The organism is Christiangramia aestuarii, from assembly GCF_009735585.1.
GTDB lineage: Bacteria > Bacteroidota > Bacteroidia > Flavobacteriales > Flavobacteriaceae > Christiangramia > Christiangramia aestuarii.
This window is the reverse complement of the sequence record NZ_VJVW01000002.1, coordinates 361,881-379,749: the sequence shown is the minus strand read 5'-3', so window position 1 is coordinate 379,749 and position 17,869 is coordinate 361,881. Positions and strand designations below refer to the sequence as shown.

At 34.8% G+C, this 17,869-nt stretch carries 12 protein-coding genes; 8 read left to right on the top strand and 4 right to left on the bottom strand.

Going from position 1 to position 17,869, the window contains the following annotated elements; all coding sequences use genetic code 11:
• Positions 1 to 4: 4 nt before the first annotated feature.
• Positions 5 to 2,602 carry a DEAD/DEAH box helicase gene (locus FLP08_RS05740; RefSeq protein WP_156274935.1) on the top strand — a complete coding sequence of 866 codons (2,598 nt, stop codon included), beginning with the start codon at positions 5 to 7 and terminating at the stop codon, positions 2,600 to 2,602.
• Between the two features lie 198 nt (positions 2,603 to 2,800).
• Here FLP08_RS05740 and FLP08_RS05735 read toward each other — a convergent pair whose 3' ends face one another.
• The 4 genes from FLP08_RS05735 to FLP08_RS05720 all read right to left on the bottom strand — a co-directional run bounded on the left by FLP08_RS05735 (position 2,801) and on the right by FLP08_RS05720 (position 6,532).
• On the bottom strand, positions 2,801 to 4,006 hold the full coding sequence (locus FLP08_RS05735; protein ID WP_156274933.1) for a BT4734/BF3469 family protein: 1,206 nt from the start codon (positions 4,004 to 4,006) through the stop codon (positions 2,801 to 2,803).
• 8 nt (positions 4,007 to 4,014) lie between these two features.
• Positions 4,015 to 4,290: a helix-turn-helix domain-containing protein gene (locus FLP08_RS05730; protein ID WP_156274931.1), complete on the bottom strand. Its 276-nt coding sequence runs from the start codon at positions 4,288 to 4,290 to the stop codon at positions 4,015 to 4,017.
• Between the two features lie 92 nt (positions 4,291 to 4,382).
• Entirely contained in the window at positions 4,383 to 5,192 is an 810-nt protein-coding gene (locus FLP08_RS05725) for a hypothetical protein (protein ID WP_156274930.1), read from the bottom strand.
• Between the two features lie 11 nt (positions 5,193 to 5,203).
• Positions 5,204 to 6,532 (bottom strand): phage integrase SAM-like domain-containing protein, encoded by a 1,329-nt coding sequence (locus FLP08_RS05720; RefSeq protein ID WP_162430942.1) that lies wholly within the window; start codon positions 6,530 to 6,532, stop codon positions 5,204 to 5,206.
• 375 nt (positions 6,533 to 6,907) lie between these two features.
• Between FLP08_RS05720 and FLP08_RS05715 the strand changes: the two genes are divergently transcribed.
• From FLP08_RS05715 to FLP08_RS05685, 7 genes are all read left to right on the top strand, one after another.
• On the top strand, positions 6,908 to 7,126 hold the full coding sequence (locus FLP08_RS05715) for a hypothetical protein (RefSeq protein ID WP_156274927.1): 219 nt from the start codon (positions 6,908 to 6,910) through the stop codon (positions 7,124 to 7,126).
• A 66-nt stretch (positions 7,127 to 7,192) separates the two neighbouring features.
• Entirely contained in the window at positions 7,193 to 7,972 is a 780-nt protein-coding gene (locus FLP08_RS05710; protein WP_156274926.1) for a hypothetical protein, read from the top strand.
• Positions 7,973 to 8,100: 128 nt separating this feature from the next.
• Complete coding sequence (locus tag FLP08_RS05705; protein WP_156274925.1) at positions 8,101 to 11,388, top strand: helicase-related protein; 3,288 nt, start codon at positions 8,101 to 8,103, stop codon at positions 11,386 to 11,388.
• Between the two features lie 3 nt (positions 11,389 to 11,391).
• On the top strand, positions 11,392 to 14,868 hold the full coding sequence (locus tag FLP08_RS05700) for an Eco57I restriction-modification methylase domain-containing protein (protein WP_156274923.1): 3,477 nt from the start codon (positions 11,392 to 11,394) through the stop codon (positions 14,866 to 14,868).
• Positions 14,868 to 15,881, top strand: coding sequence for a PD-(D/E)XK nuclease family protein (locus FLP08_RS05695; RefSeq protein ID WP_156274921.1), 1,014 nt, complete (start codon positions 14,868 to 14,870; stop codon positions 15,879 to 15,881). The genes FLP08_RS05700 and FLP08_RS05695 overlap by 1 nt, the downstream gene beginning before the upstream one ends.
• A 12-nt stretch (positions 15,882 to 15,893) precedes the next feature.
• Positions 15,894 to 17,153: a hypothetical protein gene (locus FLP08_RS05690; protein WP_156274919.1), complete on the top strand. Its 1,260-nt coding sequence runs from the start codon at positions 15,894 to 15,896 to the stop codon at positions 17,151 to 17,153.
• Between the two features lie 2 nt (positions 17,154 to 17,155).
• On the top strand, positions 17,156 to 17,863 hold the full coding sequence (locus tag FLP08_RS05685) for a hypothetical protein (RefSeq protein WP_162430940.1): 708 nt from the start codon (positions 17,156 to 17,158) through the stop codon (positions 17,861 to 17,863).
• Positions 17,864 to 17,869: the final 6 nt, after the last annotated feature.

Below are 17,869 nucleotides of genomic sequence, written 5' to 3'. Positions count from 1 at the left end.
TTACATGAAATTTACTTTAAAAGACTATCAGGAAGAAGCTGTAAATGAAAGTTTGAATAGACTTGAAAAAGCTTCTAAAAGATGGCGAGAGGATGGTGATATCCATGCCTTTTCCCTTACTGCAACAACGGGTGCAGGTAAAACTGTAATGGCGGCTGCCGTTTTCGAAGCTTTATTTTATGGAGATGATAGCTTTAATTTTGAAGCTGATCCTTCTGCAGCTGTAATTTGGTTTAGTGATGATCCATCGCTAAATGAGCAGTCAAGATATCGATTATTAGAAGCCTCTGATAAACTTGATTTCTCCGATTTAGTAGTTGTTGAAAATACCTTCAATCAAGAAAAGTTTGAGCCAGGTAAAATATACTTTTTGAATACTCAAAAGCTTAGTAAAACCAGTCTGTTAACTAGGGGGCATGTGTACAAGGAAGATATTGATGATAAACAACAAAACCTATTCCCAGACTCTAAACCAGATTTAAGAGCTTTTACTATTTGGGATACAATACAGAATACAATCGAAGATGAGGACTTGACTCTTTATCTATTATTGGATGAAGCCCATAGGGGTATGGGAAAAAGATCGGATTCGATCAAAAAGGAAAAATCAACGATAGTAAAGCGGCTGATAAACGGGACGGGTACTGTCCCTCCTATACCAATTGTTTGGGGTATATCTGCAACTGTTGAACGTTTCAATAATGCGGTTGAAGATGCAAAGAACCGAGCAACATTGCCTAATGTAATTGTAGACTCTTCAAAAGTCCAGGATTCTGGATTACTAAAAGATACTATAATACTCGATGTACCCGATCAAACTGGACAGGTTGATACAGTGCTAGTTAGAAGAGGTGCTCAAAAGCTCAAAGAAATAACAGTTGAGTGGCAGAATTACGCTAAAGAACAGGGCGAAGAGAATCTGGTTGTTCCACTAATGGTTCTTCAGGTACCAAATACACCGGATAAAGGTGATATAGGCAGAGCATTAGATGCAATTTTTAAAGAATGGGATGAAATCGATTCTAGTTCTGTAGCTCATGTTTTTGGAGAGCATACAAAACAAAAATTTGGAGGTCATGAAATAGAGTATATTTCGCCAGAGCGTGTTCAGGAAACAAAACGTATAAAAGTACTAATAGCAAAGGATGCAATAAGTACTGGATGGGATTGTCCAAGAGCTGAAGTCATGGTTTCCTTTCGTCCAGCAAAGGACAAAACACATATTACTCAGCTCCTTGGGAGAATGGTTAGAACGCCTCTTGCTAGAAGGATTCCTGGTAATCATAGGTTAAATGCTGTCGAATGTTTACTCCCCTCGTTTGATAAAAAGACAGTTGAGACAGTTGCTGATGCATTAATGAAGGGAGGTTCAGATGATGGTTCAGGTGGTATTCCAGGTAGGCGAGTATTGATAAAGCCAATCGACGTGAAGCCAAATAGTGATTTTGGAAATGAATTATGGAGTTATTTCGAAAAGTTGCCATCACAAGGTATACCTTCAATAAATGCTAAACCAGTAAAACGATTGACAGCCTTAGCGCAAGAATTAGCAACTGATAAAATATTAGAAGATGCGGGTAAAAAGGCTCATACCGAGCTTCATAAAGCCTTGGATGCAACCCTTGTGAGGTTTTCAGAGGAAATTGCAGAGGCGCGTAAACAGGTCTTGGTTGTTAAAGGTAAAACCCTGATAACTGATATGGCCGAAGAGACAAAATCGTTCGATGATTTTGTTGAAAATGCTGATTATGTTGTTATTGAAGATGCATATAGAAGAGCAGGTAGGATTATAAGTCCCGATTTAGCCAGGACGTATGCAGAATATTTGGCAGAGAAGGATCAAGAAAATGAATCAGAGGAAGAGGCTTTATTTGCCGCTCATATTGTAATAGCTTCTTTGGGGTTAATTGAGGAAGTTCAAGAGTATTTAGAATCTGAAGCTGATAGGATCTCGAAAAAGTGGTTGAGCACATATAGAAGTCAAATTAAAAACCTCTCAGATAAAAGGCAAGAAGAATATAGAGTTTTAAAAAGCTGGAGTCGTGAACCAATGGATAAGGAGCTTTCTAAGCCATCTTCTTGGGTTGTTGCAACTACTGCCCTAGAGAATGACAAGGAGACCCAATTGCCTTCCTTTAAAAAGCATTTAATGTGTTCGGAAGATAAAATGTTTCCTAGTGACCTAAATAGTTGGGAGACCGAAGTCGTAAATAAAGAGTTGGCTATGGATGATAATATAGGATGGTATAGAAACCCTGGATATGCTACCCATGATTCACTTGGAATTAGTTATTTTCATGATAAAAAATACAGTATTCTGAGGCCAGACTTTCTATTTTTCTCGAAAAAAGAAAATGGTTCAATCACAGCTGATATTATAGATCCGCATAGTCATCATTTAAGTGATGCCTTAGCTAAATTAATTGGTTTAGCGGCTTATGCAGAGAAAAATGGGTCTTTATTCCGAAGAATTGAGGCAATAACAAAAATCGATGATAAACTTATGTATCTTGATATGACCGACCAGCGAGTTAGAGAGGAAGTGAATAAGGCTACAAGTGCTAAAGTGTTATTCCAGAGCGAATATGCTCAAGTATATTAAGCCTTTTTTAAAGCATTTGTTCAGAGTGTAAAGCTTGTTAGAGTTGACAGATTAAGATTTTACTCTCCTGCCAACTCTAAAAGGCTTTTATAAGTCATTCTTAATTCAAAAACTTCATTTAAAATTAGGGTATTGATATATGAATAGATACATCTCAATAAGGCTATCTGATGGCGGGTCGAGAGCCGAAACAAAAGTTTAGGATCTTAGATTCTCGTTAATTATCTTTTTTTGGAGTTTGAACCTAGCCGAGTATTTATCCACCGTTTTTTTAGATCTACCTATGGCTTTAGCAATTTTGTTATTGGTTACTCTTCCTTTATAAAGATCCCAATCATCTAAGCATTCCTGTATCTTATTTAAGGTTGTGTTGACTTTGATTTCTCCTGAGACCTGTGCTCCTATCTTCTGCCTATCCCTCTTATTAATACCCTTTGCAAATATAACTCGGCGTCGGTAATTAGGCAGTGGTTCAAACTGATCATTTTCTTCGAGCTTTTCGGATAATTTTCTCTTTACTTCCTCTATTTCTGAATATGGAAGAGGAGGGGAGCACCTAGAATTGAGTATATTGATTAGCCTATATAGGTCGGTAGGTGAGAGCTCTGGATTCAAAGCTTTTAACTGATGTATAGTCGAGTTTATCGTTGAATTTCTTTTTCCTTCCTCAATTGTTTCAGGGATGTAAGCCTTGGAGAAATACTGGTTCTCGTCGAATATTACAAAGTCCTCTCCTTTTAAATCGTAGTCTTCTATATTATCCCATCTAATGTTATCGAATAATTTATCCCCCTTTAGGTCGCATTTCTCTTTTTTTCTTTTCTTGGATACCGTAAGGGGGATATTTAGTTCATCCTGTGGTTCTACTTCTTTATAATGATACGCTTTACTACCATGGTTGATATAAATTTCTGGATCATAAGATATAACTACCTGCCGAGTGATATCTTTACAATTGGGATCTACGTCTAATCCAATCTCCCGAGCTATTGAAGTATAAGCTGAAGAAAAATTATCTTCAGTAACACCTTTTATCTTTATTAAAACTCCTCTTCCAGTGGCGCTTAATGATAGCCAAGTCGCAAAAATGTAGGGGTTTTGGTAATCTATCTCAGTGCAGCCGTCAATATCCAAATACACTAGGCCAGTTAAGTTTTTAATCCTAGACGCTTTTCTTTTGCGGCTAAAAGAGGCATTCGGTGAAAAGGTGTTCAGTTTTTGAGTTTTAATTTTATCATAAATGCAGCTGCCTTTTCCCTGTTGTCGAGCTTTCTGGAGTAAATCAAGATTATCACCGCCAGTTTTTATCTCATTAAGGATCTTGATAACTGGAACTTCTTTTAAAACTACTGGAGACTTGCAGCATTGAAACATGCTAACTTTGGTATTGTACTTATCTATCATGAACACAGTTAATCAAGTTTAACCATGGCTTCCTCAATTCCGCTTTTCTTGTAGTAGACACGCTTGCCAATACCGTAAGAGGTTAATTTCCCTCCTTTCGTCCAATGGTGGAGGGTGCTGAGGTCAATACTTAGCATTTTAGCGGCCTGCTGGCGAGTTAAGTAATCTGAAACTTCTTTTTGTTTTTGTTGAGCGAGAAGGTCTTGAAGATATTCTTGAACGCCTTCTAAAATTTCTTTCTTAAAATCTTGTGGGTCGACCCCATTGAATAGGATAGTATCCATTTGTCTTGTGTTTTTATTTTGAACACGACAAAAGTGGATATGGTGGTTTCTGTTATAAAGGAATTGTAATTCCTCAATTTTGGAATACTATTTTAGTAGAAGCTATTGAAGGTATTCCTGTACACTTTTTCGAAGTTGGACGTTACTTTTGATTCAGAGTAAATCGTATAATCTTCACTAATGGTTTTATTTATCAACTCCTGAAACTCTGGCTTACAATAGTAATAAATAAGCTTGTCCTTCCTCATCTCATAGAATATATAGTTGAGGTCAGCTTGGGGGTTAATTAACTGTTCAGTGAGTCTTAGATAAAATTCGTAATCTTCACACAGCTTGAAAATCCTAGGGTAGCAATCGATAAGGGGATTATTTCTAACTTTTTTGTCATGGGACTTTGAAAAGACTCTAAAAAACTCATGAGGTTCTTTCAGCTGCATTGAACTAGCGTAATCAAGAAAGTCTTTAGCAGGAATGTTTATAAAGTCTCTGAGCTTATTGAAGCGCTCTGCTAATTGCTCATCTGGATCGATTAACAACAATTTCAGAGAGTCATATAGATTTGCTTTAAGGATGATTTTGGTGCCAGCTTTACTCAATAAATATTCAATATGAGTTGTGATAAACCTATACCATTCTTCAGAGCCTTCTCTAGGGGAACTGGAACTTTCGTCTTTTTCTTCCTCTAAAAAGTCTTCTGCATCTCCCAATATTTCCGCCTCTTCTAACGGGTCTACGTAGCTAAAGTTTTCAATTGCTTGATTATCTTCCGAATCAAACCAATTAAAATTCTCAGGTTCACCTTGATCAATCCATTTGATGTATTGGTCGAAATTATTTGCTTTGCTTCGCTTGAAGTTTGCATAAAACCTAAGGTTTGCAAGGTGTATAATAATAGGATTCATTTAGTGCAGTTTTAAGAGGTAAGGTCTAATTTCTTGTATAGATCTGCAAATTGTTGAGCATAATCCATGGCTGATTTTCCTATGTAGTTAAGAAACATTTTCTCTGTACTATGGGCTGTTATTTGCATCAAGATAGGTGTTGGTATAATTCCGTATTGATTTGTTGCGAAGGTTCTGCGACACACATGAGAAGTTATTAATTCATGTTTAGGAAAGGTGCCAATGATTTTCCTTTTAGCGCCTTTCTCTTTATATCTACCTTTTTTGTCCTTCTCGATTATTTCCCCCTTGGCGTTTAACATAGCTATTTTGGATCCTTGAGTCGGTGAATCTATACCCGCAATTTCGCAAAGGGTTTTAAGGTCATTATTGAAGTTCTGAATAGCTATTTTATATGGTAGTCCCTCCTTTAAAATTTCTTTGGTTTTAGGTAGCACTGGGATAGTAACATTTTTGCCAGTTTTCTGCTGCTTCAATTCAATTACTTCTAAACCATCTCGAGTAATGAAGTTCTTTTCTGTCAGCTTTAAGAGATCGCCTCCTCTCTGTCCAATTGAACAACCTAATAGAAGCCATTTCTTAACATTCTCTAGGGAGTCAGTTTTAACTTCAGTCTTTTCAATCTTTTTCAACTCTTCAGGAGTAAGGTAGATGATATAATCATTCTTAGTCTTGCCTCCTTTTACTTTTCTTAGTTGAGGGCTAACTTCAACTCCATTAATTTCAGCTTCAGAGCAGACTGTTTTAAGGTCGTCAATTCTCTTTTTAGCATAGCTCTCTGAATAGTTTTGAGAGTTAATCATCCAGTCCAGGAAATTCTTACCAAACTTGATGTCCAAACTTTTTACCTTATACTTTTTACGCCCTTGGTATTGTTTAAAAAGGTTCAAGAGCGTCTGGTATGATTTGATTCTGCTTTTAGATATTCCAAGGCTTCCTGTTGCGTTCTCTCGAGTGTTAGCATTGTCTATAATGTTTTGAATCCAATCTGTTATCAGATCGCTTGTAACGGCTTCTTCAGTCTTTGGATTGTAATACTCTTCCAAGGTTATTTTAAGCCAATCTTTTTGATGAGGTTCAGGTTTTTGAATCTTATAATTGGTTAGGAGGTAGTTCTCTAATTTCGAAAGTTCAGTATTAACCTCAGCAATTTTACTTTTGTCCACTGCATCTACGTTGCGCTTCTTATGTCTGGTTGTGTTCCAGTATTGTTTGGATACCTCTAGTTCTGTTTTGGCCTGAAACTGAAATTTTTTGTTGTTACTGTCGTGATCTTGTAAGCGTACCGTTAAAGGTGCTTGTTCACGGGAGGAGCGATAAAGGAAGTAAATGGTAGCCATACTATAAGTTTTAAGAATGACAAACATATAGCATGTAAAAAATGTACGCAAATTGTACGCAGAAAATCTATCTAGATCTATTTAATTCAATTCTATTCAATTACCTTTGGAACATAAAAGTAGTGGTATCTATTGGAAATACTGGAGGTTAGCCTTGACTTATTGAGTTCTGCCCAGCCCTAAAAATTGTAGGGTTCAAGTCCCGCTCTGAGTACTGAAAGCCTTGTTAATCTGTTGATTTTCAAGGCTTTTTAGTTTTTAGATGGTTGATTTCCCCACATTTTCCCGACATTTTAATTTTCGTTCCTCAATTTGCTTGTAAACGACATAAATTGTCGCTGCAAATTTTTAATCTTGTATTGAATCTAATTCATTATGAGAAAACTCGAAATTATTCTTACCGAAGAACAATATCAACACATCATAGCCGAACGCAGTTACGGCAACAGGACCAACCTGGAGGAAGAAACCTTTGGAGGTTACGAATTGTGTTTACATATAGCCAGCCCAGATGTTATTCCGGCTACCCTGGAGATGAAAATGATCAATACCATTGACCTGGGAGAAGTTGAATGGAAAATTTCTGAATATTAATTTATGGTTTAACCTTTAGGTGTAAAAAATAATCCTATTTTAATAAGCCAACTAAAATCTAAACACTTGAAAAAAATTACAGATTCTCAACTACAAAAACTCGAAAATTTTATAGGGTATGGTCGAAAAGATGCTAAGACAATATTTTTTGGACTAGAAGAAGCAGGAGGAGGGATTGAAAATCTCCATATAAGACTTGGAATCAAAAATTACGAATTGTTAGATTGTCGTGATTTTCATTTAAAACATTTAGGATTAAATGGAGATTATAATTTACATAGTTACGATCCTTCGAATAAGGTTAAATTCCAGCCGGTGTGGAGATATATGTCTTATTTGAAACTACGAATAGATGGTAAAATGCCCAATGAACTCTTCAAGAATAAAAGCCAGGCTTTAAGAGAATATCAAAACAATTATCTGGGTACATTAAATAAGGAAGGAGATACTCTTTTAACTGAAATCTACCCAATTCCTTGCAGGAACATGAATTCTTGGATTGATGATAAAAATACACCAAAAGAGGAAAGAATAATTCCACAATATAAAAGTAAGAAGGAATATCAAGAAACAGTTTTGCCTAAAAGGCAAAAGCTGTTCAGTGATTTATTTAATTCTGAGGATTTTCAAGCTGATACAATAATTTGTTATGGAAAATCAAAATGGGATGAGTTTAAAAAGTTTTTCAATGAATTCGATATAGATTGGAAGGAGCTAAATTTGGATAAACCGACTCAAAAGGGATATTTGAATGAGAATATCCAGATTTATTTAATTCCATTCTTGGGCAATGGTCAGGTTTCCTATAAATATCTAGATAGGTTGGTTGAAAAAATAACTTTGTAGAGAATTTAAGTTTTCGAATATTCTTTTTCTTCGTCTTTAAGAAAATCTTTAGATTTACTCGTGAAGATTAAACAGCTTTTCTCACCCCTACTTTAAAAGCTGAACTAACCAATACTTAAGTTGCTTTAATGTCGACCAAATTTTTTACGAATAAAAACGAAAATACCCTATTCAATAAATTCAAGGGTGTTTTTGAAAATAATACAGATATAGAATTTTTTGATGCACTGGTTGGTTACTTCAGAGCCTCTGGATATTTTAAAATTCGTCCTCTCCTTGAAAACGTGCCAAACATTCGGATTCTTGTTGGAATCAATGTTGATCAGATCTTAGCGCGATATCAGTCTAAGGGCTTGTTATTTCAAGGTGATGCAACACAGACTTTAAAGGAATTTTTAGCGGAAACTAAAAAAGATATACAAACTGCGAAATACTCTAAGGAAGTTGAGGAGGGTATTCTTCAGTTTGTAGAAGATATCTGTACCAAGAAAATTGAGATCAAGGCTCATCCAAGTAAAAAGCTTCATGCTAAGATTTATATTTTCAAACCTGAAAACTGGAATGAGCATAGACCGGGAAGTGTTATAACTGGATCTTCCAACCTCACTGATTCTGGTCTGGGAAGCAATAAGGATCAATTTAATTACGAATTCAATGTTAAGCTTCGTGACTATGATGATGTGAAGTTTGCTTCTGAAGAGTTTGAACAATTATGGCTGGAAGGAATTTCGATTCTCCCAGCTGAAATTGAAAAAATTAAAAAGGACACCTATCTGAATGATGATTTCACTCCTTTCGAGATCTATATCAAATTTCTTATCGAGTATTTCGGGAAAAGTGTTGAATTCGACCCGAATTCGATCACAGATTTACCTGAAGGTTTTAAGCGTTTATCATACCAGGTTGATGCAGTAAACCAAGGTTATGATTTATTAAATGAACATAATGGTTTTTTCTTATCAGACGTTGTGGGATTAGGAAAGACTGTGGTTGGAACTTTAATAGCCAAGAAATTTTTCTATTCAAATGATTTTCCGAGTCATATATCTAACATACTAATAATTGTTCCGCCAGCCCTAAAGCATAATTGGGTTGACACACTAGATAAATTTCAGCTTCAGAATTATAAAATAATTACTAACGGTAGTTTACATAAGATTCGAGATCCAAAAAAGTATGATCTTGTAATAGTAGATGAAGCTCATAAATTTAGAAACGATACTGCTGAAGCCTATAACGACCTTCAAAAGATTTGTAAGACTGAGACCAAACGTAGGTTAAAAAATGGTGGTTTTGCTAAGAAAAAAGTCATGCTTATTTCAGCAACTCCGTTAAATAATAGACCTGCTGATATTGCGAACCAGATTTATTTATTTCAGGATTCTAAAGATTCATCTCTGGAGATATCGAATCTTCAACATTTTTTTAGAGAGCGAATTGATCTTTACAATAAGCTCAAAAAATCCAGGGATATAGCCGAGGTACAAGCTGGAGTTCAGGATATCTACGAAGATATTCGAGAGAAGGTTATTAAGCCTCTCACCATAAGAAGAACAAGGACTGATCTGAAAATTCATGAATTATACTCAGAGGATTTAAAGGAGCAGGGGATTGAGTTCCCGGACATTGAAAAGCCCAGAAAGATATTTTATAAGCTTGATCCAGAACTCGAAGCGCTCTACGATCGAACGATGCAACTTTTAAGTGATGAGGAAAAAGGAATAAAATATTTCAGGTACCAGGCTATTAAGTTTTTAAAGGAACCTGAAAGAAGTAAATACAAATCTGCAGAAGTTGCATCCTTTGCTTTGGCGAAATTGATGCGTACGCTTTTGGTAAAAAGAATTGATAGTAGCTTCCACGCTTTTAAAAAGTCTCTCCAAAGATTTACCGATGCTACGAGGATGATGCTCAAAATGTTTGATAAAGGGGTGATTTATATAGCTCCAAATGTGAATGTAAATGAGTATTTGATGGAGGAACGGGAAGAGGAGCTGATGGAGAAATTAAATAATCTTCGAGAAAAGGATCCTACTATTAACATTTATACACCTGATGATTTCCAGGAAGCATTTCTAAAAGGACTTAAACGTGATTTTGAATTACTCGAGCCATTAAATGATCACTGGCAAACTGTAACGGAAGACCCTAAGCTTGATGAATTTCTCCATCAGTTAAATAATGGTTTGATGGATAAAGGCATTAATCCACAGAGAAAACTCGTAATATTCTCTGAATCAAAGGAAACGACATATTATCTGGAAGATAAACTTAAGGAAGCGGGGCATACGGATGTTTTGGAAGTAAGTTCTGATAATAGAGGACAAGCGAGAGAAATTATCCAGGAGAATTTCGATGCTAATATAAAAAGAACAGATTACCGAAATAACTACAATATAATTATAGCCACAGAGGTTCTGGCCGAAGGGATTAACCTTCATAGATCCAACGTTATAGTTAACTACGATACTCCATGGAACTCCACTCGCTTAATGCAACGTATTGGTAGGGTTAACCGTATTGGGTCGGTGGCTCCCCGCATTTATATTTACAATTTTTACCCTACAGCTAAGGTTAATAGTGATATTGAATTAGAGAAGAAAGCTATCATGAAGCTCCAGGCTTTTCACTCTGCTCTTGGGGAGGATAGTGAAATTTATTCTCCGGACGAGGAAACTCAATCTTTTGGGCTTTTTGAAAAAGATGTGGATGACCAACGGGATGAACGCTTAGCTTATCTTATGGAACTTCGGAAGTTCAAAACAGAAAATCCACAGGAATTCCGGCGTATTAAAAATATGCCTTTAAGGGCCAGGGTAGGAAGGAAGGACAGGCTGAAGAATAAGTCTACTATATGCTTCATGAGAAACTCTAAGCGGGATGCCTTTTATTGGGTTAAGCCAGATAACTCTATCGAAGAATTAAGTTTTGTGGAAACAGCGAAGGAGTTTCATACCGTAACTACCGAAAAGGCAATTGACCTTCCAGACTTTCATCATAAACAGGTACAGATTGCACATTCAGATTTTGATGAAAAAATAAAAGAAGATCTCACCGCTGCCCAGGTTGTGGATACGACCCAGGGACCTAATGAGAAAAAGGCTCTTAAATATCTTGATGGATTTTTAAGTATTCCTTTTGTAACCGATGTGGAAAAGGATAAGATAAAAGCGGCGAAGACAGCTATCAAATTAGGGAAGTTCCAGAAACTCCAACGAGAGGTTAATAAGCTTAAGCGTGATACTAAAAAAACCAAGGTTAAAGCGGTGGATCTTGTTGATACGCTAATCCGCATTATTGATCAATATCCTATTGCTTCTATGGTTAATGAAGATCGCCCGTCAATAAGTATACGATCATTTGAGCAACTAAAACCAGAAATTATCATTTCTGAATCATTTGAATTTACCAAATAGAATATGAACCAAAAAGAACTACAGCAGCTGCTACAGCAGCCTTATACAACAGAAAACTGGAAACAGCTTATCAGCCATGTTTTCAAAAATGTACAGTTAGTTGAAACTCCCAGGGAAATTCCAATAGATGATAAACGAGTCAAGTCCTTGAAGCAGTATGGAACAGTTCAGCTTAACGACGGCAAATTTCTAGCACTTTTCGAGTTAACCTTACATGATAACGTAAACCTTATACGCAATCGCGTTGGTCTGAATGATATTGTCTCAAAATATATAGATCAAGATACTACTCATGGGGTGCTTTCAATTTTTGAGCAGGGAAATGAAGATTATCGCTTCACTTTTACTGCCCATGCTACTGAGTTCGACGAAGAGGAAGGTGAATTTGTTGAAAAGGAAACCGATACTAAGCGATTTACATATATTCTTGGTAAAAATGAGAGCTGTAGAACGGCAGCTCAACGATTTGACGAATTAAGCTCCAAAAAAGAAACGGCAGATATGAATGCCGTAGAAAAAGCTTTTTCTGTTGAAAAGCTCAGCAAACTCTTCTTTAATGAATATACTGAACAGTTTGATAAGCTTGTTAAATATATCAAATCCAAACCAGAATACTATGAAGGGGTATTTGATGAGGAAGAAAGTGCTGCCAGAAATTTTGTGAAGATATTTTTAGGACGACTGGTATTTATAAAATTTGTGGAGAAAAAAGGCTGGATGGGCGTTCCGGCTAAAGAGACAGGTTGGAAAAATGGAGATTATAAATTTCTAAGAAACCAATTTAATAAATATGAGAATAAGGATAAATTTCTTAATGAATTTCTAAATCCATTGTTTTTTGATGCTTTAAATACAGGAGAACGAGAGAATGATGTATTTGAGTTGACTGGTACCAAAATTCCACACCTTAGCGGAGGCCTTTTCGAAAATGAAGATCCTCATACCTTAGAAATCGATTTTCCAAAGGGGTATCTGGAAGAACTGTTTGAATTTTTTGATAGGTATAATTTTACCATAGATGAAAATGATGTTCATGATAAGGAAGTAGGTGTCGATCCGGAAATGCTGGGGCATATTTTTGAAAACCTTCTTGAAGATAATAAGGACAAGGGTGCCTTCTATACCCCAAAGGAGATTGTAAGGTATATGTGCCAGGAGAGTTTAAAGGAGTACCTAAAGACTTTTCTGAAAAAGCAAAATTTATGGCCTGATGACAAGGAAGGAGTTGAAGAGTCTCAAAGCTTGCTGAATAATTTTGTAGAAAAGAAGGAGGTCTCTAGTATTCTTAAATGGGATAAACCTTTAGCTACTGCCTTGAGAGACGTGAAAATTTGCGATCCTGCCATTGGTTCCGGAGCTTTTCCAATGGGGTTGCTGAACGAAATTTTCAGATTGGTTAAAAATCTTCATGATGAAAGTCCCGACAGCGTTGGGGCGATCTGGGGGATGCCAGGTAAGGAGTGGCAGGCTCATAGGGTTAAATTAAATATTATTCAAAATTCGATATATGGCGTTGATATTGAGCCTGGAGCAGTAAATATTGCTAGACTGCGATTTTGGTTAAGTCTAATTATTGATGAAGATGAACCAAAACCACTTCCTCATTTGGATTTTAAAATTATTACAGGAAACTCCTTAGTTAGTAAATTGGGTGATTCAGTTATTGAAATTGACTGGGGAATGAATTCGAGCTCTGGAGCTAATAGTATATATAAGGAAAAGCTTCAGAATGCTTTGAGGTTATTAATCGTAAAGGAAAATACTTTTTTTGAATCTGATTTCGAGAGTAATCTCAAAGAAGAAATTGATCATTTAAAGATTGATATCCTAATATTCCAATTAAAATATAATAAGGAAGCGTATTCTAATAGTAATACGATTAAGCTTGATTTGGGATTTGGTTTGACTGCTACAGAAAAATCGAACAACGCAAGAATAAAAAAGAAAATTGAAACTTTTGATAATCTCATTTCAGATCTCGAAATATTAAAAGGTAACCCAAAAATGATGCTTGATTTTTTTGACTGGAGACTTAGTTTTCCAGAAATATTAAATCAAGAAGTTGTCTCAAAGGTCGGTTTTGATATAGTCATTGGTAATCCACCATATATGGGAGAACGGAAGAATAAAAAAGTATTCATTGATGTTCAAAAGGGATTTCTTAAGAAATACTATTTAGGCCGAATGGACTATTTTTATTTCTTTTATCATTTAGGCCTTGATTTATTGAAAAAAAATGGTTCCCTAATATTTATTACCACCAACTATTTCCCAACAGCCATGGGGGCTAAAAAATTGAGGCTTGATATTAAAAATCGAACTTCGATTTTACAAATTGTAAATTTTAACGAAGCTAAAATTTTTGATTCGGCCTATGGTCAACATAATGTAATAATGCAACTTAAAAAGGGGCACCATAAAATTGCCTGCATTAGTAAAACTATTGATTATAAGAAATTTCTACCTTCAAAATTATTGTCGAAGGTATTGTGGAGTAAATCCGATTTCTTATGCACAACAAATTTTGTTCAGCAATTATCCTTATGGGAGGGAGATGAAAATTATCTTCGATTTAATGGAGTTTATAATGAAACAAGCAATTCAACTCCGATTAATAAAATACTCAACAGGATAAAAACATCAAGTAACTTTCTCCTAAAGGATATATGTACGCCATTAATTGGGTTAGAAAGTAGTCTGGATAAGGTTTTTGTTATAGATAAAACTGAAGTAAACTCGATAATTTTTAATTCAAACGAGGAGCAGTTATTAAAACCATTATTTAAAAATTCAGATATTAATAAATACACTGTAAATAAAAATTCAAATAGGCGCATTTTTTACCTTCATGAGAAAATAAAAAAAATACAACAATTCGAGGGGATTTGGAATTATTTGAAAAAACATGAATCTCTTATAAAAGGCAGAAAAGGAGCTAATCTGAAAGGAGCCTATAAGCGTGGAAATTGGTGGGTTTTAAATACACCTCGGTTGGATATGGATTTTGAAGGAGAAAAGATTGTGACTCCTTACAGAACCAAAGAATTACGATTCGCCTATTCTAATGAAGAATGGTATGCCTCTCGGGATGTATATTACATAGTAAAGAAAAAACCGGATGTAAAACTATTATTTATACTAGGACTTCTTAACTCTAATTTATATTACAATTGGTATTATCATAGAGGAAAAAGAAAAGGAGATACTTTAGAAATTTATGCAAAACCTTTAAAGGAAACTCCGATTTTGTATTTAGAAAATAGAATTTCAAACAAAATAGTTTCATTGGTTAGAACTATCATTGAAGAAAAAACTAAAAAACCTTCATTTGACGAAACTCAGCTTCAATTTAAAATTGATTTGCTGGTTTATAAATTATATGATCTTGATTTTCAAGATGTTTTGATTGTTGATCAGGATATAGAAAATAAAATTACAGAGTATGATTATAAACAAATATTCTCGGAATACGTTAATTAATGTTTGTAAAACTCTTCAGTTTATATAACAGCACTGCACAAGGCAGAACCCCTTTGGAAGACTTTACTACCGAAGGTTTTGCTGGAATCATAAAGCAGAATATTGAAATTTTAAATTCATTTATATCCTGGTTAAAGCTACCAGAGACAAATTATCGAATATATACACAGGTAAAATACCCTTTAGAGAATGATTTGAACTGTATAGTGGACCTAGTTTTGGAAAGTGAGATTACTATCTGTTTTATTGAAAATAAGGTTGATTCAAAGGAGGGTTGGCGTCAAATAGAACGTTATGCTAAGGTTCTCGATCTTATTGATAAGCCAAATAAGTACTTAAAATATTGTACAAAACGAGTTGATATTAAATCCTATCAATATCATAATTTCCAACAGTTCCGATGGTATGAAATTGCAAACTGGTTAAGCAGTCAATTTTCCCATGTCGGTATAGTAAAAGATTACCTTCAATTTTTAGAAAAGCATCAAATGGCAAAAGATACCTCTATTACAACCGACACCGTTGTGTCGATGAAAAAACTTTTACAAACCTATGAAGCGATGGTTTTTCATGTAAGCAATGCAGAAAGTGAATTCAGAAAAATTTTTCCGAACGCAAATCCGAAGAAAAGTAGACAATCTGAATTTAAGATGATTGAAAATTCAGATAGAGTTGACAGGTTTGCTAACAAAATATTGAAAATTAAGGATCAAGATTGTGAATTGCTTTTTTGTATTCATTTTGAAACTGTCAAATTACAAACACAAATTTGGATAAATATTAATCATCCTCAGGCAAACCAACTTTTGGTCCGAGCAAAATCATCTGGATTTCAATTTTGGGAAGATGAATATGGTATTGGAATATTTATGGATTGTAAGTTATATCAGTTTATAGAAAGCGAGGATTCCGATCAGAAAATAAAAGAATGGTTTGCCAACAGTTTTCTAAAATTTAGAGAGTTTATAAATTCAAATCCAGATTTGAATTGGGATAAGAAGGTTTTACTTTAAATCGAAGCTTCTATGATTGAAAAGGAAGTAATAGGTGCATTCCAATCAAATATAAGATTTAAAGAAATATGCGTAGCTTCTCTCTGTCAATTTTATCCATTGGAGGACAGGCAAATTAGTAAATTTAAACAGGTATTAAATTTCGAACGCCTATCTAAGAATAATAGGATTAAATGGAATATTGATTTATTTGAGAATATTAAAGATTTCTACAACTGGAAGGATTTATGGAATCTTCATTCTCTGGAATTGGATTTAGATTTTTTTCGAAAGTATCATGATCAAATTGATTTCTCATCGATTTACCTGAATAGAAGTGTTGATTGGTCTAATCAGTTGCTGGACGAATTTGAAGATAAGTGGGATTTCGATAAACTCAGTATGAAACCAATTCTGGGGTCTGCCAGAAATATAAGGAAATATGCAGAGCGTTGTGATTGGAGACGCATTTCAAGAAATAAAAACTTAAAGTTAGATGATGATTTACTGGAGCAATTTCTTGATCGATGGAATTGGAATGAACTATGTGCAAATCCAGCCTTCAAAATTTCTAAAGATGGTATAGAGAAGTACAGGGCCTATATTGACTGGAGAGCCTTGAGTGAAAATCCATCAATGCTTCCCTTTATTCTTACTTATTCAAATGAATACGCCTGGGACTGGTCATCATTTGTTAGGAATCCTGCCCTTGTTTTTAGTGATAAACTAATTGATTTTCTGGTTGTAAGAATTAAAAAGGAATTTAATCATTTTAGATTCCAGGACGAGATTAAAGAAAATTGGGCAAAAACTAAAATAGTCCAATCTTATTCCAGATCTATAAATCCTAATTTAGATGTAATTCGAAATTCTAAGTTAGCGCCATTTATTCCTTATGGAGATCTAATAAAAATCAGTCCAGAATTACTAACCGAAGAAGAGTTGGTTGATTACTGGAATTTTGATCATTGTAGAACTATAATAGGCTACAGGGTTATGCAGCAATTTCCTCTTTCTTATATTAAAGAAAATTGGGATTCATTCTCGGAATATCATCGCTGTGTTTTTAGGCATGGTCGAATAGATAGAGAATTCCTAGACGAAAATATCCAGAAGGATGATTGGTTTCATTTAGCCTTTAATGAAAATTTTGAGTGGACAATTGACTTTTTGATTGAGAATTTGGATCGATTCGAATCTAATTATGGACTCAGCCAAAATCGCAAAATTTTCGATACACTTTTTCCCGATGTAACTCAAAACGAAATTTCTAACCTTTTGAATAATTATTGAAAGTGGCTTTTAAATTAGGCGGATTAAATAACTGGTTTGATCATTACAGGAAACAGGAGATTGAGCTTATGCAAGCTTATACTGAAGAATGCGAAATTGCAATTATTAATGCTTATAGAGAGTTAAATTTGTATAGGGTAGAGCATATTGAGCCTATTGATGATTTCCATGCTCATATCTGGACTTCTTTCCGAAATTTGGAAAGTACAACTTTTGATCTGGACGAGGTATATACTAGTATTTTTCCTGCTTTAAATCGCCGATCAACTTTCGTTACAGTTTTCAGTATGCTGGAAAAGAATTTATATGAATTATGTAAATGGTTGTATTCAGAATTTCAGGCGGATAAGGTCGATATTTACTTAAAGGGTCCTGGAAGTAAACTAGTAAGGATGAAAAATTATATTCATGATGAGGTCCAGATTCCTTTAAACGAGAATTTAGCAGCTAATTGGTCGAAGCTCCGAACCTTGAATCTTTTAAGGAATGAAATTGTACACAACTTTGGGAGAATGGAAAATTGTGATAATAAGTATTTAAAGAAGCTAATCCATGAGGATCCTGAAATTAGTATTTCCAAAGATTATAATGAGGTTGAATTCGGGAATCAATTCTTTATTCGGCTTATCGGATTTTTTGAACAATTTTATTCCCAGCTCCAGGATGCAATACGCATAAAAATAGAGAAACAATCTAAAGATAAATCTTAACCGTAA

What these genes read in the sequence shown, in the direction of transcription:
- FLP08_RS05720 (WP_162430942.1), bottom strand. Translation starts at nt 6,532, where the DNA reads ATGGCTACCATTTACTTCCTTTATCGCTCCTCCCGTGAACAAGCACCT.
- FLP08_RS05695 (WP_156274921.1), top strand. Translation starts at nt 14,868, where the DNA reads ATGTTTGTAAAACTCTTCAGTTTATATAACAGCACTGCACAAGGCAGA.
- FLP08_RS05735 (WP_156274933.1), bottom strand. Translation starts at nt 4,006, where the DNA reads ATGATAGATAAGTACAATACCAAAGTTAGCATGTTTCAATGCTGCAAG.
- FLP08_RS05715 (WP_156274927.1), top strand. Translation starts at nt 6,908, where the DNA reads ATGAGAAAACTCGAAATTATTCTTACCGAAGAACAATATCAACACATC.
- FLP08_RS05740 (WP_156274935.1), top strand. Translation starts at nt 5, where the DNA reads ATGAAATTTACTTTAAAAGACTATCAGGAAGAAGCTGTAAATGAAAGT.
- FLP08_RS05705 (WP_156274925.1), top strand. Translation starts at nt 8,101, where the DNA reads ATGTCGACCAAATTTTTTACGAATAAAAACGAAAATACCCTATTCAAT.
- FLP08_RS05690 (WP_156274919.1), top strand. Translation starts at nt 15,894, where the DNA reads ATGATTGAAAAGGAAGTAATAGGTGCATTCCAATCAAATATAAGATTT.
- FLP08_RS05730 (WP_156274931.1), bottom strand. Translation starts at nt 4,290, where the DNA reads ATGGATACTATCCTATTCAATGGGGTCGACCCACAAGATTTTAAGAAA.
- FLP08_RS05700 (WP_156274923.1), top strand. Translation starts at nt 11,392, where the DNA reads ATGAACCAAAAAGAACTACAGCAGCTGCTACAGCAGCCTTATACAACA.
- FLP08_RS05725 (WP_156274930.1), bottom strand. Translation starts at nt 5,192, where the DNA reads ATGAATCCTATTATTATACACCTTGCAAACCTTAGGTTTTATGCAAAC.